The sequence below is a fragment of the Arthrobacter zhaoguopingii genome (assembly GCF_009828605.1).
Taxonomy (GTDB): domain Bacteria; phylum Actinomycetota; class Actinomycetes; order Actinomycetales; family Micrococcaceae; genus Arthrobacter_D; species Arthrobacter_D zhaoguopingii.
The window spans coordinates 158360-179752 of record NZ_WIAE01000003.1 but is presented as its reverse complement, the minus strand read 5'-3'; the positions used below and the strand labels follow the sequence as shown (position 1 = coordinate 179752).

At 66.6% G+C, this 21393-nt stretch carries 23 protein-coding genes and 1 pseudogene; 17 read left to right on the top strand and 7 right to left on the bottom strand.

The genetic code is table 11. The annotated features are described in order from the left end of the window. The first annotated feature begins 40 nt into the window (after positions 1-40). Positions 41-1453 carry a phosphatase PAP2 family protein gene (locus tag GVV77_RS05965; protein ID WP_159617241.1) on the top strand — a complete coding sequence of 471 codons (1413 nt, stop codon included), beginning with the start codon at positions 41-43 and terminating at the stop codon, positions 1451-1453. Then, positions 1443-2525, top strand: coding sequence for an alpha/beta fold hydrolase (locus GVV77_RS05960; protein WP_159617240.1), 1083 nt, complete (start codon positions 1443-1445; stop codon positions 2523-2525). Before GVV77_RS05965 ends, GVV77_RS05960 begins: the two co-directional genes overlap by 11 nt. 234 nt (positions 2526-2759) lie before the next feature. Here GVV77_RS05960 and GVV77_RS05955 read toward each other — a convergent pair whose 3' ends face one another. The 3 genes from GVV77_RS05955 to GVV77_RS05945 all read right to left on the bottom strand — a co-directional run bounded on the left by GVV77_RS05955 (position 2760) and on the right by GVV77_RS05945 (position 5964). Beyond that, entirely contained in the window at positions 2760-3833 is a 1074-nt protein-coding gene (locus tag GVV77_RS05955) for a hypothetical protein (protein ID WP_159617239.1), read from the bottom strand. Positions 3834-3973: 140 nt separating this feature from the next. After that, on the bottom strand, positions 3974-4864 hold the full coding sequence (locus GVV77_RS05950; protein WP_159617238.1) for a metallophosphoesterase: 891 nt from the start codon (positions 4862-4864) through the stop codon (positions 3974-3976). 59 nt (positions 4865-4923) lie between these two features. After that, on the bottom strand, positions 4924-5964 hold the full coding sequence (locus tag GVV77_RS05945; RefSeq protein WP_246199666.1) for an AI-2E family transporter: 1041 nt from the start codon (positions 5962-5964) through the stop codon (positions 4924-4926). A gap of 257 nt (positions 5965-6221) precedes the next feature. Between GVV77_RS05945 and cls the strand changes: the two genes are divergently transcribed. Beyond that, positions 6222-7691, top strand: coding sequence for a cardiolipin synthase (cls, locus tag GVV77_RS05940; protein WP_159617236.1), 1470 nt, complete (start codon positions 6222-6224; stop codon positions 7689-7691). A 48-nt stretch (positions 7692-7739) separates the two neighbouring features. Here the strand turns inward: cls and GVV77_RS05935 are convergent, their stop codons facing one another. Next, the gene (locus GVV77_RS05935; RefSeq protein ID WP_159617235.1) at positions 7740-8021 is read right to left on the bottom strand and encodes a hypothetical protein; all 282 of its coding nucleotides are present in this window, start codon (positions 8019-8021) and stop codon (positions 7740-7742) included. Positions 8022-8106: 85 nt separating this feature from the next. Between GVV77_RS05935 and GVV77_RS18195 the strand changes: the two genes are divergently transcribed. The 13 genes and pseudogenes from GVV77_RS18195 (at position 8107) to GVV77_RS05880 (ending at position 17995) form a co-directional block, all read left to right on the top strand. Next, on the top strand, positions 8107-8274 hold the full coding sequence (locus GVV77_RS18195) for a hypothetical protein (RefSeq protein ID WP_210252840.1): 168 nt from the start codon (positions 8107-8109) through the stop codon (positions 8272-8274). 218 nt (positions 8275-8492) lie between these two features. Next, a pseudogene (locus GVV77_RS18525) lies at positions 8493-8903 on the top strand (DUF2254 family protein); the annotation flags it as partial. Positions 8904-9238: 335 nt separating this feature from the next. Continuing rightward, positions 9239-9760, top strand: coding sequence for a hypothetical protein (locus GVV77_RS18280; protein ID WP_246199670.1), 522 nt, complete (start codon positions 9239-9241; stop codon positions 9758-9760). 94 nt (positions 9761-9854) lie between these two features. After that, positions 9855-10487 carry a hypothetical protein gene (locus tag GVV77_RS05925; protein WP_159617234.1) on the top strand — a complete coding sequence of 211 codons (633 nt, stop codon included), beginning with the start codon at positions 9855-9857 and terminating at the stop codon, positions 10485-10487. 610 nt (positions 10488-11097) lie between these two features. Then, positions 11098-11544, top strand: a complete 447-nt coding sequence (locus GVV77_RS05920) for an Asp23/Gls24 family envelope stress response protein (RefSeq protein WP_159617233.1) — start codon at positions 11098-11100, stop codon at positions 11542-11544. 22 nt (positions 11545-11566) lie between these two features. Continuing rightward, on the top strand, positions 11567-11758 hold the full coding sequence (locus GVV77_RS05915) for a DUF2273 domain-containing protein (RefSeq protein WP_133404402.1): 192 nt from the start codon (positions 11567-11569) through the stop codon (positions 11756-11758). After that, positions 11755-12144 (top strand): hypothetical protein, encoded by a 390-nt coding sequence (locus GVV77_RS05910; protein ID WP_159617232.1) that lies wholly within the window; start codon positions 11755-11757, stop codon positions 12142-12144. Before GVV77_RS05915 ends, GVV77_RS05910 begins: the two co-directional genes overlap by 4 nt. Further along, positions 12141-12737: a DUF6286 domain-containing protein gene (locus GVV77_RS05905; RefSeq protein WP_159617231.1), complete on the top strand. Its 597-nt coding sequence runs from the start codon at positions 12141-12143 to the stop codon at positions 12735-12737. Before GVV77_RS05910 ends, GVV77_RS05905 begins: the two co-directional genes overlap by 4 nt. After that, entirely contained in the window at positions 12734-13336 is a 603-nt protein-coding gene (locus GVV77_RS05900; RefSeq protein WP_159617230.1) for a hypothetical protein, read from the top strand. Before GVV77_RS05905 ends, GVV77_RS05900 begins: the two co-directional genes overlap by 4 nt. Positions 13337-13547: 211 nt before the next feature. Next, complete coding sequence (locus tag GVV77_RS05895; RefSeq protein ID WP_159617229.1) at positions 13548-14897, top strand: ABC transporter substrate-binding protein; 1350 nt, start codon at positions 13548-13550, stop codon at positions 14895-14897. Positions 14898-15051: 154 nt separating this feature from the next. Beyond that, positions 15052-16017 carry a carbohydrate ABC transporter permease gene (locus tag GVV77_RS05890; RefSeq protein ID WP_159617228.1) on the top strand — a complete coding sequence of 322 codons (966 nt, stop codon included), beginning with the start codon at positions 15052-15054 and terminating at the stop codon, positions 16015-16017. Continuing rightward, positions 16014-16979, top strand: a complete 966-nt coding sequence (locus GVV77_RS05885; RefSeq protein ID WP_159617227.1) for a carbohydrate ABC transporter permease — start codon at positions 16014-16016, stop codon at positions 16977-16979. The genes GVV77_RS05890 and GVV77_RS05885 overlap by 4 nt, the downstream gene beginning before the upstream one ends. 5 nt (positions 16980-16984) lie before the next feature. Beyond that, positions 16985-17995, top strand: a complete 1011-nt coding sequence (locus GVV77_RS05880; protein WP_159617226.1) for a LacI family DNA-binding transcriptional regulator — start codon at positions 16985-16987, stop codon at positions 17993-17995. 64 nt (positions 17996-18059) lie between these two features. Here the strand turns inward: GVV77_RS05880 and GVV77_RS05875 are convergent, their stop codons facing one another. Genes GVV77_RS05875 through nadE form a run of 3 tightly spaced genes read right to left on the bottom strand, consistent with a single transcriptional unit; the run spans position 18060 to position 20571 of the window. Beyond that, the gene (locus tag GVV77_RS05875; RefSeq protein ID WP_246199665.1) at positions 18060-18914 is read right to left on the bottom strand and encodes a DUF8083 family protein; all 855 of its coding nucleotides are present in this window, start codon (positions 18912-18914) and stop codon (positions 18060-18062) included. Continuing rightward, positions 18911-19720 carry an exodeoxyribonuclease III gene (locus GVV77_RS05870; RefSeq protein WP_159617225.1) on the bottom strand — a complete coding sequence of 270 codons (810 nt, stop codon included), beginning with the start codon at positions 19718-19720 and terminating at the stop codon, positions 18911-18913. The genes GVV77_RS05875 and GVV77_RS05870 overlap by 4 nt, the downstream gene beginning before the upstream one ends. A 26-nt stretch (positions 19721-19746) precedes the next feature. Continuing rightward, positions 19747-20571 carry an ammonia-dependent NAD(+) synthetase gene (nadE, locus tag GVV77_RS05865; protein WP_159617224.1) on the bottom strand — a complete coding sequence of 275 codons (825 nt, stop codon included), beginning with the start codon at positions 20569-20571 and terminating at the stop codon, positions 19747-19749. A gap of 176 nt (positions 20572-20747) precedes the next feature. On the opposite strand from nadE, the gene pyrE reads away from it, so the two are divergent. Beyond that, positions 20748-21338 carry an orotate phosphoribosyltransferase gene (pyrE, locus tag GVV77_RS05860; RefSeq protein ID WP_159617223.1) on the top strand — a complete coding sequence of 197 codons (591 nt, stop codon included), beginning with the start codon at positions 20748-20750 and terminating at the stop codon, positions 21336-21338. The last annotated feature ends 55 nt before the right edge of the window (positions 21339-21393 follow it).

The following is a 21393-nucleotide window of genomic DNA, read 5'->3' as shown; positions in this document are numbered from 1 at the left end:
CCGCGACCTCGCCTTCACCATTCGACTGGAAGTATTCACCATGAGACGCTTCGCCGCTCACAGCACTCTCGGCCTTTCCGGGCTGCTTCTCCTGGGCTTGATCCTGGAATCGCTGATGCCCTCGCCCGGGTCCGGCGGCGGCCCGTCCGGCCCGGTAGTGGAGCTGTTTGGGGGCGGGGTGAACTTCATTGTGGAAATCGGAGCCCAGGTGGGCTGGATCGTCCTGCCCGTCACAGCGATATGGCTTCTGCTACGCGGACTGCCCGATCTCGCGGCCTTCGTCGTCGTTACCGCTCTTGGCTCAGCGGTACTCGTGACGGCGGGTCCGCCCCTGACCGACCTGCTGGTACGGCTCACCGGCCCCTATCTCCCCGGCCCCGGTAACAGCGGGCTTTTCACCAACGGTTCCATTGAAATGACTGTCGCCTGCGCGGTATTGGTGCTGGTTTTCCTTCAGGCTGTCCCTTCCCGTGGTCGCATGTGGGCGATCACCTCAGTGGTGGCCTGCCTCGCAACTTTCGACGCTGTCCGGGTTGCCTCCACCCCTGCGCCATGGTGGGCCATCGCAGGAGCGTGGCTCCTCGGGATCGGGTGGGTCGGTCTCACCGCCTTCGCATTCCGCAGCTTGCAGCAAAGTGGAGCAGCCCGGAGGCCACTTCACCAGGGGCTGTCCCCCCGCAACCGGGCAAACCTGGCCCCCGCCCCTGTCGGCGACAACCCGATGCCCGATGGTGCCCCCGGGCTGATGAAACTCCTCGCCGCCTGGCTGCTGATAGTGACCGTTCTGACCGGAGCGGGCCTTCTTGTCACGCGGATGATTACAGGTGTGGAGCGCTTCGATGCCCAGGTAGTGGCGTGGTTTGTGGACGTTCGTGGTGACAACTTCACCATGCTGGCGACCGTTTTTGGGTCTTTTGGAACGACGCCAGGCATCGTTGCTGTGCTTCTTATCGCTGCTCCATTGTGCCTGGCCGTTACGCGCCGGGCTGCTCCGGCAGTATTCCTCTTGACCGCCGTCGTCGGTGGAACGGCCCTCTACCTCACCGCCGCCCTTATTGTGGGGCGCTCCAGGCCTGAGGTGGACCATCTGTCCCAGGGAGTCCCACCGACGTCGTCCTTCCCTTCCGGCCATGTCGCCGCTTCCGTTGCCGCGTATGGTGCCATTGCGCTGATTCTGTGGGTATGGGTCCCGGGCCGGCTGCGGTATACCGGGATCGTCGTCGCACCGATCATCGTCCTGGGGGTGGCCTACTCGCGCCTCTACTGGGGTGTGCACTTCCCGTCCGACACGATCGCGAGCATGCTGTTCGCTACGGTCTGGCTTGGCGTGTGCTGGCGGGCGGTCAGACCAGATCGGGGATCGCGGCGGAACGAGGCCGGTGGAGCCGGCGAGAGACGAACCGGACCGATGGCGGCCACCGGTGCCAAAGGATGGCATTCAAGTGGCACCTGATCCGACGACTTCCTCCCGCGGGCCCACTGTCAAACGGACCTATAAGGCGGTGGCGGCCCTGGTCATTGTGGGCACCGCGGTTTCCGCTGTCATCGCCGCACGCCGCCACACGGCGGTCCGTACCGCGGGCACGGGGCCCGGCGTGCACGCCGATGATGGCGTGCTGCTGCACACCGAGACCGGGGGGAAGGACGGAGCGCTGACGGTGCTGTTCGCCCACGGCTTCGCCTCCCGGGCCGAGGAATACAGGGCCCAGCGGGACGTGCTGGGCGAACACGCCCGGGTGGTGCTGTTCGATCAGCGCGGCCACGGGAGCAGCGGGTGGGGTGGATATAGATCCGCCACGATAGAGCAGCTGGGACATGATCTGGGTCGAATAATCGACGACCGGACCGGAACCGGACCGGTGCTTCTGGTGGCGCACTCAATGGGAGGAATGGCCGCGATCACCCTGGCCGGGCAGCGGCCGGAACTCTTCGGCGGACGCATTGTCGGGGTGGCCCTGTTGTCTACGGCCGCCGGCCGGCTCCCCCGGACCAGAATGCCGGCACGGGTGGCCCGGGTCCTCGTCGCGAGCCGCCTGGCCCGCGCGGCTGCGTGGATGCTCTGGTTCATCGCCCCCGCTGTTGACCGTACCGCCCCGTTCCGGCGGCCGAGAGGAAAACGCTGGCTGGTACGCCTGCTCTTTGGTGGGCAGGAGCCTTCCGCCGAGGCGGAGGACCTGATGCAGGACATGTGGGTGAAAACACCCCAGTCCAGGCTCAGCGCCTTCTACCCGGCGATGGCCGCCTACAACGACTTTGAGGCACTAAAGACTCTCAAGGCCATACCGGTCCTGGTCATGGCGGGAACGAAAGACCGCACCATCCCCCCGCGGCGCAGCGAACTGCTTGCCCGCCGGATCGGAGAAAACGCCCGCCTCATCCTGGTCGAAGGCGCCGGGCACATGGTCAATCTGACGCACGTGGAGCGGGTCAACGATGCTCTCTTGGAATTTCTTCACGACGTCACCGGTGATCACCGAAAACGCTCTGGCCTTCACCCACCTGCCGGATCAACGCAGGGTGACTGACCTCACCGCTGTGGAGCACTTGACCAGACATACCACCCGGACCCGACGACAGGCCGGGCACTCCAGCAGGGCTGTGCTCTGAACGCGCCTGTGGAGGCTTTTCTCAGCACCGGCGCCGCGACCGGGCCAGCGCTACGCCGCCGGGCACCTGCACGGAACACACCTACCGGTACCGCTTCCGTTACCCGGGTGTCGACAGGCTGATAGCCAGGTACTGCCGGTGCCCCGCGGGCTTTAGCTCCCGGCCTCCGCTTTCTTTTCCCCAAGCCGGCGGCGTTCATGCTCCCGGCGACTGTAAGTAGCCTTTTGCACGGCCTCATCACCATCGAAGTTTGATCCGAGCGCTCCGGCCAGGGTACCCAGAGACGCCGCGAGCCAGCTGAGATTGGCATATTCGACGATGGAGACGGGGTGACCCAGCTGGGTTTGCATGTACTGCCCGGAGATGACGGCCAGTGAGCCGAGCAGCACTGCAAGATAGAGCACTCCATACATCGCCGCCACACTCAGGAACACAGTGATCACGGTTGCGGCGTTGTCCATGGCGGCCGGTGTTCCGTTGGGATCGGTTCGAGTTTGGGACCATAGACCGTTATGCACAATCAACCATCCGGTCAGCGCCGTGACCGCTAAAACGCTGATCAGGCTAAGGCGCAGAGTGCTCGATGCGTCAGCCATGCTCCAAATGGAGGCATAAAAAATACCGAACGCGCCGGTCGCCATGGCAGCTGCCGCGGCATTGGACAATGAGCCCACAAGCCTGCCGGGCCGATTGCTGCGGACCATGCCAGTTAGGAGCCGGGTCCGGCCCAGCGGACCCGGGACGGTTTCGTGGACATGCGCAGCATTACCGGCCCGCCGCCGGCCCCGCACGCCCCCTGGACTCCGTCCGCTCCCGCTACCCCGGGGCGCGATCCCTGACCGCGCGGCAAGATCCGAAACGACCCGCACCAGCTCCTGTTCCAGACGGCTGCGTGCCCGGAACCCACCCAGGGCGGGAAGCGAAACCAAGGCCGCACCGGCGGAGCCGTCCGATTCGGTGAGGAGCGTCTGGTGGTCATGAACCCTCGGCAGGTCCGTGACGTAGACGACCAGATCCCAACCATTGGCCGCCCTGAGCGCTTCGGCGCGCTCCATCAGGGGCACCCGACCGTTCCGGTCCAGCGGCAGTTCCTGCCGGCTCACTTCCACGTTCCACCGAGTGCCCGGGCCTGTCCTGGATGTCAGCGCCTCCCGCAGGGGCTCGGCTAGGCGGCCGGCCAGCCGCTCGGGAAGCCCCGAATCTGCCATCAAACCGACAACCAGCATGCCCAATCCTTTCGCTAAGAGCGCTCTGAAACCGAATGGCCGTCCCGCTCCGACGGGCGGTCAAGCGCGGCCGAGCCACCGCTGAAACGCCCACCCTCCATGCCGACCGGGGTGGGTGGGGGCGGGGTAAATGACCCGGCCTATGCCGGGTCTGCAGCCTGGAGGCTGAGAAAAACCAGCTGAGGCGGTGCGCTGATCCGCATCGGCAGATTGCTGAAGCCGATCCCGCAGGTGACGAACAACGCATTTCCCTTTGCGCCGTATTCCTCCGGAGCAAAACCGTCGGCCACCATGGTCTCCTGGGTGGTCCAGGCAAGCCAGGACCATTGCGGCATTCCCGGAACCGCAATTTGCCCGCAGTGGGTGTGACCGGCGACGGCGAAAGGGGCGCTGCCCGCAGGTAGCGCCGGGAAGGTCGCCGGGTTGTGCATCATCACGATCCGCGGCTCCGCCTCCGGGACGGCGCCAAGGGCCCGTTCGACATCGGCAAGGCCCTGATACGCGGGACCGATTCCCACAATGTGCAGGGCCCGGTCCGTCCCGCCGTTGCCGGCTCCCTCCAGGGGTGCGGCAGCGTTGAGCAGCACCGTCACGCCCCGGGATTCCAAAGCGTCGGTGAGTTGGTCCGCGGCGCCGACTGCGTAGTCATGGTTTCCCAGCACCGCGAAAACCGGGATCCGGGCGTCCTGGATGGGATCCAGCAGATCGAGCACCGTCTCGATCTTTTCGGGATTTTCCGGATCCTCGCTGTAGAGGAAGTCTCCGGCAATCAACAGCGCAGCAGGATCCTCCTCCACCACCCGGTCCACGATCCGCTCCACCATTGCGGTGTTCGCAAACCACATGCCAACCTGCAGATCGGCGATGATGGCGACCTCGGTGCCCTCCCACTCAGCGGTCAAGCCAGGCAGGGACACATTGTGGTGCTGCTCATCGAGGATCAGCCGGGGTTCGATGAAAGTGCCATACGCAATGAGCAGTCCAAGGATCACCATTACGCCGGCAGCTGCCGACTTCAGCAGACGCTTCATCTTCTCCTCTCCGGTCGTTCCTGGGGTGCTTGTCCCGGCGATGTGGCGGGGAACGGGCGCTACCGCTGATTCTGTTTCGGGATCACAACCTTTCGCAGCACGATAACTGCCGCGGCGGCCACGGGAACGGCCACGAGGGCTCCGATGATCCCTCCCAATGTACCGCCCGCCACCACGGCGATGACCACCAGCGGGCCGGGCACCTTGACCATCTTGTCCATAATGCGGGGCGTAAGCAGGTATGCCTCAATCTGCATGTAGATGAGGTAATACACGGCGGCCACCACTGCTGTCACCGGGGAGGCAAGCAGGCACACCCCGATGATGATCACCGAGGAGGCAATCGTGCCTACCAGGGGGATGGCCGAGCCCAGGAAGGCAACCAGGGCCAGCAACAGGGGGCTGGGGGCGTTGATGGCTGTAAGGAACACCCCGGTCAGGATCCCGTTGATCAGCGACAGGAGGAACTGGCCGGCGATGTACCGGCTGATGGCGTCGGAAATGTCCTCGGCGATACTCGCGAACGGGGCCCGCCTGCTGGCCGGCACCAGCTGGTAGAGCGCTGCTTTGGACGCCCCCAAAGAGAAGGAAAAGTACAGAGTAAGGATCAGGACCAGGACGGCGCCGGTCACCGTTTCGGCCAATCCCACGCCAAAGGACAGGACTCCACCTCCCACCAGGGCAAGATTCCGCGGACGACTGAGGAATGCGGACAGCTGCTCGGTTGCCGCACCAAGGTCGACGAAGTCATCCAGCTGCGCTTCGGTCATCCGAAACCATGCGGATGCCGACACCGAGGAAATGAAGGCGGGCACCGCCTGCACCAAATCGCCTGCTTCCCGGATCAGCACCGGGATGACCCAGGACAGCACGGCCGCCAGGACTGCCAACAACAGGATGAATACCACAGCCACCGCAGCGGGCCGGGGAAGCCACCGGGCAAGACTGCGGATCACCGGCTCGACCCCCAGCGCGGCAAAACACGCAAGACCCACGTAGGTGAGCAGCGCGGCCAGGGATGAAACGGCGCTCCAGACCAGCAGTCCCACACCGACTCCGAGAGCGCCCGTAAGCCCGATACGAAAAGCCCTCAGCCTCATCGGCCACTCCTTTCGGCCCTCACCGGCCTCCGATGGTGCGGGCAGGGCCGATCGGGGCTGAGACGGGCTGCTGGGCTGCATCTGCCCATTCTCCATCCCCTCCCAGGATGTGGCACTTTCCGTGGCGCGGGGGGCCGCACGCGAGTAACGGGGCGGTATCGTCCCTTGACCGGTGGAAGCCACCCCTGCTGTGGTGGCTGAGGGTTCCCCCGGCGTGCCGCGCCGGCCAGATTGAAGTTTGATGAGGTTGAGCAGGCATGAATTTTCAACAGTGGTGGGGTTCGGTGCCGGCCTCGGTGACCATAGGACTGACCATTGTCGACTTCGCAATCCGCCTGGCCGCCCTCGGGTTCGTTCCACACAACCGCCGCCCGGCCGCAGCGCTGGGATGGCTGGCGGTGATCTTCTTCATTCCGCTCATCGGGCTGGCCCTGTACCTGTTGTTTGGCAACTCCCGGCTTGATGGGCGGCGCAAACGTCTGCAACGCCGGATCGCCCATGATACGTCCGGGACGCGGAACCAGGACATCTCCGCTCCGGATGCCGATGCGGTTCCCGACTGGGTGGTTCAAGCAGTGCGGATGAACGAGCACAATGGGGCCCCTGGGCCTACGGCCGGCAACAGTGCCGAACTCCACCCCGACTACGCCGGCAGCCTGCACGCGATGACCAAGGTGATCCGCGAAGCGGTGTCGTTTGTCCATTGCGAGTTCTACATTCTCGCCTCCGATGACACCACCGATTCCCTGTTTGGTGCGCTGGAGGAAGCACACAACAGGGGTGTCCGGGTGCGGGTTCTTCTGGATCCGCTCGGAAGCGCGGGATTTCCCGGCTATGAAGCCGCGGTCGGACGGCTCGAGCAGGCCGGCATTGCCTGGCGGCGGATGCTCCCCGTTGCTCCTCCCCGGTTCCACTACCAACGCCCTGACCTCCGCAATCACCGGAAGATCCTGATTGCGGATAACCGCATCGGATTCACCGGTTCGCAGAACATCATTGATGCCAGTTACAACAAGAAATCGAATCGACGCCGCAACCTGCAGTGGCGGGACCTGATGGTGCGCCTCGAGGGCCCGGTCGTGCCGCAGCTGAATGCTGTGTTCCTTGCGGACTGGTCATCTGAAGCGGGGACCATCCCCAACGAGTGGCAGGGAAACACCGGATCCGCCAAGGGCCGGCTCCTGTGCCAGATGCTGCCCAGTGGACCGGGACTGGAGGGCGAGGCAAACCTGCGCCTGTTCAACCACATGCTCTACAGTGCCCGTGAGCGGGTCACCATCTGCAGCCCCTACTTCGTCCCAGACGAATCGCTGTTGATGGCGGTCACCTCGGCAGCGCAGCGCGGCGTGAAGGTGCGGCTTCTCGTAGGGGCGACATCCGATCATTTTCTCACCCACCACGCCCAGCGGTCCTACTACGCGATGATCCTTGCGGCCGGGGTGGACATCCACCTTTATCCCGAGCCGTTTGTCCTGCACTCGAAGTTCGTCATCGTCGATGACCGGGTGAGCGTTGTGGCCTCCTCCAATATGGACATCCGATCCTTCACCCTGAACCAGGAGGTGAACCTCCTGGTCATCGACGGCGGGTTCACCGGACGCCTGAACGCCATCACGGACCAATACCTCACCGAGAGCCACCAGCTGGAACCCGACACCTGGGTTCAACGGCCCCTACACGAGAAGTTCCTCGACAATATGTGCCGTCTGACCGCAGACCTTCAATAGGGTGCTGCAGCAGGAGGCCCGACGCGCAGCCCGTCACGGCGGCCGACCTCAGGAGCACGTCCCGGTCAGCCAGTCCCGGATTGCTTCCACCGCGGCATCGTAACGGGTTTCATCGAACGCAGCCTCGGGCCCTCCGTTCTCTTCCTTCTCCTTAGCCCGGGCGAAATCCTCGACGGCCTCGAGCGCCCCGGCATAGGAACCTCCAACCCCCTCCGGGGCCTGGGAGGCCCTCTCCTGGATTGTGTCGGCGATACCGTCGATGTCCTCGGAGTCCGCCCCCAGCTGCAGGTTGGTGGGCACCAGGGACAGCGCAAGCACATCGTCGGTCACCGCGGTGCAGGCCTCTTCCCGATCCCCGTGGGCCCCCCACCTGTCACCGGGGCTACTGCCCGGCCCGGACTGTGACATCGACGGCGTGGGGGAAGGCTCTGGCGGCACCGATTCGGCCGGGGTCGGGGACGGGCCCGAGGGGCTGGGCCTGTTCTGGGGCGGCGCGCCGGGCCCCGGCACGCACCCAACGGTCATCACGGCGGCGATCACCGCTGCTGCAAGAGCCCGCACCACGCTCGGTTTTCCAGCATGACCGCACACCTTCACACTCATTACAGCGAGCCCACCCCTCACTTCGTGATTCCACCGGCCGGCGGCACCACCAGCCGCACTCCATTACAGTATGCCCACCGTGCCGCCGCGACGACCCGGCATCTTCCACCCGAACCCCTGTCCCGGCGGTTCACAGGACACCAGACCGGGCGCCCGGAATGACGGAGGTGCACACCAGCCAGACCCAATCCACAAACGGTGATCACGCCCCGGCGGTCCCCGGCACGTCATCCCTGCACCCGGGAGTCGGTTCGGAGGCGGGCTACTCTTCTAAAATGCACCGCATGCAGGACGATTCCACCGCCCCATCGAGAACCCAAAACGGTCCGCCGTGAGCAGGCGTTTCGACCCAGGCCTGCTGAGGGACTCCCTGCGCACCCAGCTCTGGCCCGTCCCCCTGCTGGCCCTGTGTGTGGCGCTCTTCCTCGGGCAAACCTGCCGTTCCTGGACCGGGTGCTGAAAGATGATCTTCCGCCGGACGTGTCGGGAGTGCTGTTCGGCGGAGGCCCGGAGGCGGCGCGCTCGCTCATGGAAACCATCGCCGGGTCAATGGTCACCGTCAACTCACTGACATTTTCGTTGACCGTGGTGACCCTCCAGCTGGCCAGCAGCCAGTTCTCCCCGCGGCTGCTGCGCACCTTCACCCGGGACCGGTTCGTCCACAACACCCCGGTCCTGTTACTCGCCGCACCCCCGCACCGCGCAGCGCAAGGTGAACATGCTCCGGGAAATCACGTGGACCGACGCCTCAGGGCAGCCCCGGCAGGACGTGCTGTGGCAGCTTGCCAGGACGCGCGCCGTGCTGGCAGGACCGGCGGGTCACAGTTTGGCGAAGGTGATGGGCGATACCCGGACGCCTGCCTAGCGTGGAACTGCAGGACACAAACCGCATCACTACCGCGGCGAAGCCGTCAGCGACTTCGGAGCGCCGAAGGAGAATCGGAATGTATCAGCAACCCAGGACCGTGCACCGGGCACGAGCGGCACTTCTGGCCTCGCTCGCGCTATCGACGCTTAGTATCACTGCCTGCGGCACCCAGGAGCCCGGCGCCGCACCGCAGGGACAGAAAAGCCAGCCAACCCTCGGCACAGCCCCGGCCCCCGGTGGCGCCCCGCCCTACGACGGAGCGTACGACCAGACCTTCAGCGACAACTTCGCGCGGTACGACGGGGAGCGGGTCACCGTTTCGGCCGAGGTGAACGAAATCATCTCACCGGCAGCCTTCACCATCGCCGGGACCGAAGACACGCTGGCCGATGAACTGCTCATCGTGCATGCCGCCGAAGAGTCAGATCTGCTTGAAGGACTCACTGTCAGCGTCACTGGAACCGTCCACACCTCGTTCGATGTCCAGGACGCAGAAACCGATCTGGGCGTCGATCTGAACGAAGCGCTGTACCGGGGCTGGAACGGCCAGCCCTACATCGAGGCGTCGGCTGTGGACACCTCGGTGATCGCCGACTAGTAACCACCTCCGGCACGAACCGGTGCGTGCGGGTGCCCGCAGCACGGATCCCACAACAGGGAACCCACTTCACCACCCTATGAGTATGGAGAAAATGATGAAGAAGGATCATTCGGGCGCCTCCTCGCCCCGCGGTAGGAGGGACTCCCTTGTTACCACGGAAAAACAGCAGTTCGGCGGCATGAGGTTCGGTTCAGCGTTTTTTGGTTGGATGACCGCAACCGGGATCGCCGTGCTCCTGACTTCCCTCCTCACCGCCGTGGGAATCAGTATCGGCGTGGCGAATAACGTGAACCTCCCCCCGGGGACCAGGCAGAGGCCCTCGACCTCCGAGACCATCGAAACCATTGGGATCACCGGTGGCATCATTCTTGCGGTGGTTCTGTTTCTGGCCTACTACTGCGGCGGATACGTCGCCGGGCGCATGGCCCGCTTCGATGGTACGAAACAGGGCGTAGCGGTCTGGCTGTGGGCCGTGGCCGTAGCCGTCATGATGGCAATCCTCGGGATCATTGCCGGCAGCCAGTTCAATATTCTCGGCAGCATCAACGCCTTCCCACGGATTCCGGTTGATGAGGGAATACTGACCACCGCGGGCATTATCGCGCTCGCGTTGGCCTTGCTGATCCCGCTGGCAGGGGCGGTGCTCGGAGGCCGGGCCGGAATGCACTTCCACCGCAAAGTGGACGAGGCCACGGTCAACCACCAAGCGGGACTGTCCAGCTGAGAGGCGAGGGACGACGCGGCAGGGCGCGCAAGCACCGGGGTGCCGTCGTCTTCTTTGGAGGGACACAACGCACGGGCTCATGCTGTGGTCCTTGGCGCCGGCTCCACGCGGCCACACTGGACTCTAGCCTGCACACCACATCGATCTCAGGAGCTAAACATGCACCCGGCGACGGATGCTGAGCGCGTAGGCTGGGATCGAGAATTCGGGCATGAACGCTAGTTGCCAGGACAACTAATTCGCGCGTCGCTGGCCCCTTCAAGGACGAAATGCCGGAGGGGCGGCCGCCACGGTGAACGAATCGATCGCGGATCGCCGAAGGTTCCCGGAGTTGCTGAGCGCGGGCTTAGCGAAAATTCCGTTACCGCTGTGTTCCTGCGGGGCAGTCTTGGGGCAGGTCACCGGATCGACGCCGGTCGGAGCCACCACTGAATACCCCGCGGTGCCCTTCTCGGAAATCCGGGGTTTTCTTGTTTAAGCCGCAACCCACAGTGCCGAACGGGCCGCGGTCCCGGTCCGGTCCGCCGACGCAGGATCCGGCGCGGCCTTAGGTCCTCTCCTCCGACCGGGACAAGGGCTTAGGCTGGGCACAGACGAAAGGTGCGCGCGCATGGACCCGCTTCCCACTGAACCCCCTCTTCCTTCCACCGCTTCGGAATCGGCACCCGGGCGGACGGTGATTGCCGACCCGGCGGCCGTCCGGATCGCCTCCGTGGCGGCGCGTTCGGTGCCGGGCGTCTACGCCCTCGGCGGCGGCGCGGGCCGGGCGCTGGGGGCGCTCCGCGACGCCGTCGGCGCGGCCGAGCCGGTCCAGGGCGTCCGGGTGGAGGTGGGCCAGACCCAGGTCGCGGTCGATGTCAGCCTCGTCGCCGAATACGGCTACCCGCTGCACCGGCTGGCCGACGCCGTCCGGGTGGCCGTGTACCAGGCCGTCAGCGACCTCGTCGGCCTCGAGGTGATCGAGGTCAACGTCGAGGTCTGCGACGTGCACGTGCCTGGGCTGAATGACGTACGCTCCAGCGAGAAAACCCGAGCCCTCGGCTCCTCCCAGCTCTGACCCGTCCAACGAAGGACTTTTCATGACACCGACAGTCACCGGCATGGCGGCCGGGGCGGTTCTCGCCTTCGCCGGCCTCGCCTTCGGATTCTGGGGCTTCCTGCTGACAGCCCTGCTGATGGGGACCGGGGCGCTGCTGGGACGCAGCGCCGAAGGCAAGCTCGACTTCCGCGGCGTCCGGGATGCCCTCACCGGGCGCCGATCGTCCTCGTGAGCACCGCAGCGGTCCGCACGCCCGAGCCTGCGGCCTCCCCGCGGGTCGCCGGGCACAACCGGATCACCACCCAGGCCCTCGTCAGTACGGCACAGGCCGCCGCGGCGGAGCACTTCGGGGTTCAGGCAGCGCAGGTCCGCGCGGTGTACACCGACGACGGCGGTCTGCTCGCCCTTGAGCTGTCACTGCCCATGCCCATCCCGCCGCTGGCGCGCCTGGCCGCGGAGCCTTTCCTCTCTGCGCCGTCCGGCGGATCGGTCCTTGAGCGGGCCCGGCAGGCGAAGGCAGGCATCCTGGCGACGGTTGCCACCCTCACCGGCACCCGGCTCAGCCGTGTCGATATCCGGATCATTGGGACGGCCTCGGTGCAGGGCCGGGTCCAATGAGCGCGACCACCGCCTCCAATGACGGGGTGACGGCCCGTGCCCTTCGTCGGGAACTCCACGCCTCCCGCGCCGTCCCCTCGGTCATCACGGGCATCTTCGTCGCCGCCGCCTGCATCCTGCTGTTCCTCGAAGCCGTCCTGGAGGCGGTCGGGGACCCACCGTTCCTGATCGACCTCGACGAGGTGGCCGCGGCGCTGGGCCGCCTGCCCGGCCTCCTGCCCGCGTCCGTCCTGGTTCCCGCCGGCCTGCTGGTGTTCGTGCTGGGCTTAGTCCTTGCCCTCGCGGCCGTCCTTCCGGGCAGGCGGGCCCGCTTTGCGGTGCCCAACGCCAGGGCCGCCGTGGTGGTCGACTCGGAAATCCTTGCCGCGACACTGGCCCGGCGTGCCCGCCTGGCGGCCGGCGTCGGACCCGAGCAGGTCCTGGTCACCGTGGGGCGGCGTCGAGTCGAGGTCTCCGTGCGCCCGACCTCCGGCATTCCAGTGGACGCCGAGGCGGTGCGGCGGGCCGTCGAGGAGGATCTCCGCGACACAGTGACTGAGCCGTTCCCCACCGTTCAGGTGTCGATCGCCCCAAGCGGGGTGATCGGGCAGTGAATTCGACCCCCCGCGCACTCAACCGGATCCTGCTGGGGCTGTTCGGCCTGGTGCTCATGGCCGCCGGGGCCGCCGCAGTGGCCGCGGCGCTGATCCCGGAGGCCGCCCGGACCTGGCGGGCCGTCTCCTCCAGCGCCGCGGCCGGGATCCGCTCGCTCGGAGTGCGCGGCGGCGAGGACTGGCTGTGGATCCTGCTGGCCCTGGTGTTCCTGCTGCTGGCCACGCTGATGATCATCTGGCTGGCCGTACAGGGACGGGGCAGGACCGGCGACTTTCTCCAGGACCGCGGGCAGGAACCCGGGGAGGCCGCCGGAACGGTCACCATCACCGCGGCCGCAGCCGAGCAGGCGCTCAAGGTGGCACTGCAGGACCGGCGCGACCTCGTGAACGCCGCCGTGACGACCTGGCGGTTCCGGGGCACCTCCGCGCTGCGCATCCGGGTCTATCCGCGGCAGGGAGCCGCGCCCGCACGGGTCGCTGAGGAAGTCGCGGCCCTCGTCGAGGCGCTCGACGCCGTCCTGGGCCACCGGGCGCCGGTACTGATCAGCATCAGCGCCGGCGCCCGCGCGCGCTTCACCCACGCCGACCGGGTCAGCTGACCCAGCCCCGCATTGGTGCGCCTGGGATCTGAGTGACGAGAGTCACGATTCGGTATCAAAGGGGCGCCCGGGGCCGCCCTGAGTTGCCGCGGTCTTACGTAAGCGCTTACTCTCGGGAGATCAATCTGGTGAGGCGGCGGCACGGTTGGGTTTCAGGGTCAGATGGCCCGGAGCACACCGATGCGTGCTGCCAGACAAAGGAGTCTCTTTAATGCCACAGTTTCGCACCAAGAAAGCGCTGGCGCCGCTCGCGGCTCTGAGCGTTCTAACGCTCGCACTCTCCGCCTGCGGATCCGGCGGATCCGGTGAAGCCGGCGGCGGCGGAGACGCCGACTGCTCCCTCTACGAAGCCTACGGAGAACACGAAGGCACCGAGGTAAGCGTCTACTCCACGATCGTCGACGTCGAGGCAGAGCTGCTTGAAAACTCATGGGCCGACTTCGCCGAATGCACCGGCATCGAGGTCGCCTACGAAGGGTCGAAGGAATTCGAAACCCAGATCGGCGTCCGCGCCAAGGCCGGCAACCCGCCGGACCTCGCCATCTTCCCGCAGCCGGGCCTGCTCGCCGCCCAGGCGGAGAACCTGAAGCCGGCACCCCAGGAGGTCTCCGACCTCGTTGATGAGGGCTGGTCCGAGGACTGGAAGAAGTACGGCACAGTCGACGGAACCTTCTACGCAGCCCCCATGCTCGCGAACATCAAGGGCTACGTCTGGTACGTCCCGGCCACCTTCGAAGAGAAGGGCTGGGAAGTTCCCACGACCTGGGACGAGATGATGGAGCTGACCGAGACGATCGCCAGCGAAGAAGAGGAAATGAAGCCCTGGTGCGCCGGCTTCGAATCCGGCGAGGCAACCGGCTGGCCGGGAACCGACTGGGTCGAGGACGCAGTGCTCCGCGATCACGGCCCCGAGGTCTACGACCAGTGGGTCGCCCACGAGATTCCGTTCAACGACCCGAAGATCGTCGAGTCCTTCGACAAGGTCGGGGAAATCCTCAAGAACGACGACTACGTCAACGGCGGCTTCGGCGACTCGCGCTCCATCCTGTCGACGGCCTTCGCCGAGGCGGGCCAGCCCGTCCTCGACGGCTCCTGCGCCATGCACCACCAGGCCTCCTTCCAGGCAGCCAACTGGCCCGAAGGCACCGAGGTGGCCGAAGACGGCGACGTCTGGGCCTTCATGACCCCTCCCGTTGACCCGGCCGATGGCACCGCCATCACCGGTGGCGGCGAAATGGTCGGCGCCTACTCGGACAGCCCCGAGGTCGTTGCCCTGCAGTCGTACATGGCAAGCGCCGACTTCGCCAACGCCCGCGTTGAGCAGGGCGGTGCGATCAGCGCCCACAAGGGACTCGATCCCGAGCTGGCTGGATCTGACCTCGACCGCCAGTCGATCGAACTGCTCCAGGATCCCGAAACGGTCTTCCGCTTCGATGCCTCCGACCTCATGCCCGGAGCCGTCGGTGCCAACTCCTTCTGGAGCGGCATCGTGAACTGGATCAACGGCGACGAGACCAAGAAGGTCACCGACTCGGTCGAAAGCAGCTGGCCCAGCTCGTAGTTCGATGCATCTAACGCCGCCGGCCGAACCCCGCAGGGAAGGCCGGCGGCGTTAGTGCCCTCCGGCGCCGCGCCGGCTGCCGCACATATGCGCAGGCGCCCGCGTCCGGACCGTTCATCGTTTCATCCACCAGGCGCACCAAGGAGGCTGGGCTGTGGAAGATTTAGCAGAAAAAGGTTTACAGGTGGTGGTGGCTCTGGCCATCTTCGCCGCCATCATCGGCGTGATCATGCTCATCGTCGACCGGGCTCCGAAATCCGCCCGGGAAAAGGTCCAGATCGCCGGGTTCCTGGCCCCGGCCCTGGTCCTGCTCGCGGTCGGGCTGGTGTACCCGGCGCTGCAGACGACCTACCTCTCGTTCACCAACGCGGCCGGAGAGTTTATCGGACTGGATAACTTCGTGTGGATGTTCACCCAGCCCGAGGCCCTGATCACCCTGCGCAACACCGTCATCTGGGTGGTGCTGGTGCCCCTGCTCGCCTCGTCGATCGGCCTCGCCTACGCGGTCTTCATCGACAAGGCCCGCGGCGAGAAGGCGCTCAAGGCGCTGGTGTTCATGCCCATGGCCATCTCCTTCGTGGGGGCCGGCGTGATCTGGCGCTTCGTCTACGCCTACAAGGGTGCCGAGGCGGACCAGATCGGCCTGGTCAATCAGATCCTTGTCTGGTTCGGGCAGACCCCCAAGCAGTTCCTCCTCGACGCCCCCGAGAACACCTTCTTCCTGATTGCCGTCATGATCTGGATCCAGACCGGGTTCGCCATGGTGGTGCTTTCCGCCGCGATCAAGGGAATCCCCACCGAAATCGTCGAGGCCGCCCGTCTCGACGGCGCCAGCGCGTGGCAGCAGTTCAGGAACGTCACGATCCCCACCATCCGCGGGTCCCTGATCGTCGTCGTCACCACCATCACCATCGGCACCCTCAAGGTGTTCGACATCGTGCGCACCATGACGGCCGGACAGTACGAAACCTCGGTCGTGGCCAATGAGATGTACACCCAGGCGTTCCGCGCCGGCGAGCCCGGCCGCGGTGCCGCCCTCGCGCTGGTCCTGTTCCTGATGGTCCTGCCGGTCGTCGTCTACAACGCGCGGTTGCTCCGCCAGCAGAAGGAGATCCGATGAGCGCCATCCCCGCCGAGAACACCAAGAAGGTCTTCCCGGAACTCAAGGACATCGAGACGGCGGAACGCCCGCCGATCCAGCGGCGGGTCCGCCAGCGGCTGACCTCCCGGGGCGCGACGGCGGCCGCCGTCATCATCGCCGTCATCTGGACGATTCCGACCTTCGGCCTGTTCGTCTCATCCTTCCGCCCCGAGGACAACATCAAGGGCAACGGCTGGTGGAACGTCTTCACGGACTGGCAGTTCACCCTCGCCAACTACCAGGACGTCCTGGCTCCGGGCGGAAGCCAGTCGCCGAACCTCGGCTCCTACTTCGTGAACTCCCTCGCCATCGTCATTCCCGGGACCATTTTCACCCTGGTCATCGGCGCCATGGCGGCGTACATGTTCGCGTGGGGCAAATTCCGCGGCAAGGACGGGCTGTTCATCTTCGTCTTCGCCCTGCAGATCGTGCCGCTGCAGATGGCACTGATCCCCCTGCTGCAGCTGTTCACCCAGGTCCTGAAAATCGGGGACCTGCAGCTGTTCCCCAGCGGCACCTACGCCCAGCTCTGGGTCGCCCACACCATCTTCGGGCTCCCACTGGCCATCTTCCTGCTCCACAACTTCATCGCGGAAATCCCCGGCGAGGTGATTGAAGCCGCACGGGTCGACGGCGCCGGGCACAGCACCATCTTCTGGCGGATCATCATCCCCCTGGCCACACCGGCGCTCGCCTCCTTCGGGATTTTCCAGTTCCTGTGGTTGTGGAACGACCTGCTGGTCGCGCTGGTCTTCTCCGGCGGCGGTGCCGACGTCGCGCCGATCACCCAGCGGCTCGCCGAACTCCAGGGTTCACGGGGCGGTGAATGGCAGCGGCTTACGGCCGGTGCGTTTGTCTCGATCCTCATTCCGCTGGCGGTCTTCTTCGGGCTGCAGAGGTACTTCGTCCGTGGGCTGCTGGCGGGTGGCCTTAAGGGGTAACTCCGGTGACGAGCATCGAAGATGTTGCCAAGTCGCTGGGGGTCTCCACCGCCACGGTCTCGCGCGCCCTTCGGGGACTGCCCGGGGTGTCGCCGAGCACCCGTTCCCGCGTGGAGCAGGAGGCGCAGAACCTCGGGTATGTCCCGTCGTCGGCGGCAGCAGGGCTGGCCTCGGGGCGCACCATGGCACTGGGGGTCCTGCTGCCGCAGATCGAGCGGTGGTACTTCTCGGCCGTCCTCGAGGGGGTTGACCGGCGGCTGCGGGCGGCGGGCTACGACCTGGTGCTGTTCAGCCTCGGCGGGTCCGGTGTCAACCGGGGGCGGGTGTTCCACCGATCCATCCTGCGCAAGCGCATCGACGGGCTGCTGGTGCTCTGCCTTGAACTGACCGACTCCGAGCGCTCCTCCCTCCTCGAGCTCGAGTCGCCCACCATCGTGGTGGGCGGCGCGGTCGAGGGGGTGCGCCACGTCGGCATCGATGACGGCGCCGCGGCCCGCGACGCCGTCGAACACCTCATCGGCCTCGGGCACACCCGCATCGGGCACCTGCGCGGCGGGGGGTCATTCGGCATCGACTTCCAGGTTCCGCGGATCCGCGAAACGGCCTACCGGCGCACCATGGCCGACCATGGGCTCGGAATCCGTCCGGAGTGGGAGGTCTTCGGTGACTTCCGGTTCAAGGAAGGCCTCGCCGGGGCCCTGCAGATGCTCGCCGATCCCGGGAACCGGCCGACAGCGGTCTTCTGCTCCTCCGACGAGATGGCCTTCGGCGTGCTGCGGGCGGCCGTGGAACTGGGCATCGACGTGCCGGGCGAGCTTTCGGTGATCGGTATCGACGACCACGAGTTTTCCGACCCCATGGGCCTGACCACCATCCGGCAGAGTCCCGTCGACCAGGGTGACTTCGCGGCGGGCATCCTCCTGGACGAACTTCAGGGCCAGCCCGCGGCCGACGTCATTCCGGTCCAGCCGCACCAGCTGATCGTGCGCGGCTCGACCGGGCCCGTTCCGCGCTGAGCCGGGGTGTTGCGGTCGAAGCTGCCCACTGACCAGGGCCGGTCAGGGGAAGGCTGCGCGGGCGTCAGGAGGCGCGCGCGAGCTGCCGGATCGGAATCCAGCGCGAGGCCAACCTGCGGTAGGACGCGGCTGCCCCGGTCATGTCCGCCTCGGCGAGGCTTTCGATCCCAATCCGCACATCGTGCGGCGACTCATCAGGGAAGACCCGGTCGGCAACGGCACCGTAGTCGATCTCCACGATGGCGTCCCGGCGGAACACCTCGAGCCACTGCGTGAGCTCGGTCAGCTCCTCAAGCAGGTCCAGTTCGGGGGCGCCGATGGCGAGCTGCGCGATGGCGTGCCGGGCCCGGTCGATGCATTCGTGCACCCGCGCCGAGATGCGGACGGTACTCACCCTGCCGTTGTCCTCGATGACCTCCGTCAGGTCGTCCTCGTGGATGAGGACGAACCAGGCGAAGGGCACGCCCCACGTGGCGGAGCGGGTGTGGAGCTTCGCCACGGAATCCGCGAACGTGTCCGGGTCGAGCCGGGCCTGCTGGGCCTCGCGGGCCGCCTCGGGCACGAGGACGTCGACGAGCGGGCCCCGCAGGGTCGCGTCGAGGGACTCGGCGGCGAGGGTGGTGCGGACCGAGAGCTGGTTCGGGCAGTAGTAGGGCGTGGTGCTCCCGCTGTTCCCAGGGAAGTGGAGGACCCGGACCAGATCGGGTTCATGGTGCGGGAACGGGTCGGACACAGTGCGGGTCACCCGGCGCAGCGACTGCTCGTAGTCGATCTGCTCGGTGATGCGGCGTCCGCGCGCGCGCTGTCCGAGGATGACAAGCTGCTGGGCGTCGTCGAACGCGTCGAGGGGCTCGTACACCCGCAGGAACGAGACGTATGGAAACGGCCGGGCGATTCCGGTGGGGTGGCGGCGGGTCACTGTCCGTCGAGCTCCACGATCACGGGCGCGTGGTCGGAGGCGCCCTTGCCCTTGCGTTCCTCCCGGTCGATCGAGGCATTGGCGACCCGCGCCGCGAGGGCGGGGGAGCCGAGCACGAAGTCGATCCTCATGCCCTCCTTCTTCGGGAAGCGCAGCTGCGTGTAGTCCCAGTAGGTGTAGACGCCGGGCCCGGGGGTGAAGGGTCGGGCCACGTCGGCGAAGCCGGCGTCGAGGAACCTCTGGAAGGCGCTGCGTTCGGGCGGGCTGACGTGGGTGTGGCCGCCGTTGACGAAGAAGTCGATGTCCCACACGTCCTCGTCCTGCGGGGCGATGTTCCAGTCGCCCATGAGGGCGATCTGGGCCTCCGGGTTGGCGGTCACCCACTCCTTCGCGTGCTGGCGGAGCACGTCGAGCCACTGAAGCTTGTAGGGCATGTGCGGGTCGTCGAGGGAGCGGCCGTTGGGCACGTAGAGGCTCCAGACGCGGATCCCGTTGCAGGTCGCGCCGATGGCGCGGGCCTCCTGCACGGGCTCAATCCCGGGTTTGGCGAAGGGGGGCTGGCCCGGAAAGGTGCGTTCGACGTCGTCGAGCCCCACCCGCGAGGCGATGGCCACGCCGTTCCACTGGCTCAGCCCGAAGTGGGCGACCTCGTAGCCGGCGTTCTCGAACATCTCCCACGGGAAGTTCTCGTCCTTGCACTTGGTCTCTTGGATAGCCAGGACGTCGACGTCGGAGCGGCCGAGCCACGCCTCGACACGGTCGGCACGGGCACGGAGGGAGTTGACGTTCCAGGTGGCGATCTTCACGGGCACTAGGTTATCAACGGGTTGCTTCAGCCCCGCCACCAGGAATCAAAAAGGGTGACCGGGACGGTGCGCTTGTGGCGGGTGATCCAGTAACGGTGTTCAATGGCCGCCGCGGCCACCTCGCCGACCTCGCGCCCCTCGAGGTAGTCATCGATCTGGTCGTAGGTCAGGCCGAGTTCCTTCTCGTCCGCCTGCCCGGGTGCGTCGTCGAGCAGGTCCGCCGTCGGAACCTTGTTGTACAGCGCCTCGGGGGCTCCGAGTTCCTTCAGCAGCGCCCGGTTCTGGCGCTTGTTCAGCCCGAACAGCGGCAGGATGTCGGCGCCGCCGTCGCCGTACTTGGTGAAGAAGCCGGTGACGGACTCCGCGCCGTGGTCGGTGCCGAGGACCAGGAGGTTGTGCTGGCCGGCGAGGGCGTACTGGGCCACCATCCGGGCCCGGGCCTTGATGTTGCCCTTGTTGAAGTCGGAAATCTTCTCGCCGGTCGTCTTGACATACTCGTCCTGGAAGCCTTCGACGGCGGGGGCGACGTTGTACTCGCGCGTGCTGCGCGGCTCGATGAACGCGAGGGCGGCCTGGGCGTCCTCCTCGTCCTTCTGGGCGTTGTAGGGCAGGCGGACGGCGAGGAAGTCGGCGTCTTCGCCTTCGGCGCGCAGTTCATCGACGGCGAGCTGGGCGAGCTTGCCGGCGAGGGTCGAGTCGAGTCCGCCGCTGATGCCGAGGACGAACCCGTTCGTCCGGCTGGCCCGGAGGTAGTCCTTGAGGAACCCGACCCGGGTCCGGATTTCCCCCGCGGGGTCGATGGTGGGGCGCACGCCCATTTCCTCGATGATTTTCGCCTGGAGTTCGCGCATGCGCTCAGGCTACTACGCGCAGGTTTCGGGGGCGTTACGCGGCGGCGCGGGTGCCTCGAGCGTGGCAGGCGGGGGGACTCCTAAAGCCAGAGGAAGTCGGACCGGTCTGCCGAGCGGGGCCGTCCGGCCCTCCCGGGCCGGGCGTAGTGGGCCCGGGGACTCGATAGACTCGGTCCATGACCGCCGACACCTCGCCCGCCGACACCTCAGCACCCGCCGCCGACCGCGCCCGGCTCCTCGAACTCATTAAGGAGCTCGCCGTGGTGCATGAGAAGGTGACGCTTTCAAGCGGGGTCGAGGCCGACTACTACATCGACCTGCGCCGGATCACCCTCCACCACGAGGCCTCCCGGCTCGTTGGGCGCGTCATGCTCCGGCTCCTGGATGACGCGGGAATTGAATTCCAGAGCGCGGGCGGGCTCACCATGGGCGCGGACCCGGTAGGCACCGCGCTGATGCACGCCGCGTCGCAGGCCGGGCGCCCGATCGACGCCTTCGTCGTCCGGAAGACCTCGAAGACCCACGGCATGGGACGCCAGGTCGAAGGGCCCGACGTCGCCGGCAGGCCCGTGGTGGTCCTTGAGGACACTTCGACCACCGGGGGGTCGGCGCTGACCGCGGTCGAAGGCGTCCGGAAGGCCGGCGGCGACGTGCGCGCAGTCGCCGTCATTGTCGACCGGAACACCGGTTCGCGGGAGCGGATTGAAGCCGAAGCTGGGGTCCCCTACCTCTACGCCTTCGGGAAGGAAGAACTCGGCCTCGGCTGAGGTGCCGGCAGCCGCCGGCGGAAGTGCGGAGGGACAACATCAGGACAGACGGGAG

Excerpts from the sequence above, each read along its gene's own strand:
- GVV77_RS05965 (WP_159617241.1), top strand. The coding sequence starts at position 41 with ATGAGACGCTTCGCCGCTCACAGCACTCTCGGCCTTTCCGGGCTGCTT.
- GVV77_RS05955 (WP_159617239.1), bottom strand. The coding sequence starts at position 3,833 with ATGCTGGTTGTCGGTTTGATGGCAGATTCGGGGCTTCCCGAGCGGCTG.
- GVV77_RS05950 (WP_159617238.1), bottom strand. The coding sequence starts at position 4,864 with ATGAAGCGTCTGCTGAAGTCGGCAGCTGCCGGCGTAATGGTGATCCTT.
- GVV77_RS05945 (WP_246199666.1), bottom strand. The coding sequence starts at position 5,964 with ATGAGGCTGAGGGCTTTTCGTATCGGGCTTACGGGCGCTCTCGGAGTC.
- cls (WP_159617236.1), top strand. The coding sequence starts at position 6,222 with ATGAATTTTCAACAGTGGTGGGGTTCGGTGCCGGCCTCGGTGACCATA.
- GVV77_RS18280 (WP_246199670.1), top strand. The coding sequence starts at position 9,239 with ATGTATCAGCAACCCAGGACCGTGCACCGGGCACGAGCGGCACTTCTG.
- GVV77_RS05925 (WP_159617234.1), top strand. The coding sequence starts at position 9,855 with ATGATGAAGAAGGATCATTCGGGCGCCTCCTCGCCCCGCGGTAGGAGG.
- GVV77_RS05920 (WP_159617233.1), top strand. The coding sequence starts at position 11,098 with ATGGACCCGCTTCCCACTGAACCCCCTCTTCCTTCCACCGCTTCGGAA.
- GVV77_RS05915 (WP_133404402.1), top strand. The coding sequence starts at position 11,567 with ATGACACCGACAGTCACCGGCATGGCGGCCGGGGCGGTTCTCGCCTTC.
- GVV77_RS05905 (WP_159617231.1), top strand. The coding sequence starts at position 12,141 with ATGAGCGCGACCACCGCCTCCAATGACGGGGTGACGGCCCGTGCCCTT.
- GVV77_RS05895 (WP_159617229.1), top strand. The coding sequence starts at position 13,548 with ATGCCACAGTTTCGCACCAAGAAAGCGCTGGCGCCGCTCGCGGCTCTG.
- GVV77_RS05885 (WP_159617227.1), top strand. The coding sequence starts at position 16,014 with ATGAGCGCCATCCCCGCCGAGAACACCAAGAAGGTCTTCCCGGAACTC.
- nadE (WP_159617224.1), bottom strand. The coding sequence starts at position 20,571 with ATGCGCGAACTCCAGGCGAAAATCATCGAGGAAATGGGCGTGCGCCCC.
- pyrE (WP_159617223.1), top strand. The coding sequence starts at position 20,748 with ATGACCGCCGACACCTCGCCCGCCGACACCTCAGCACCCGCCGCCGAC.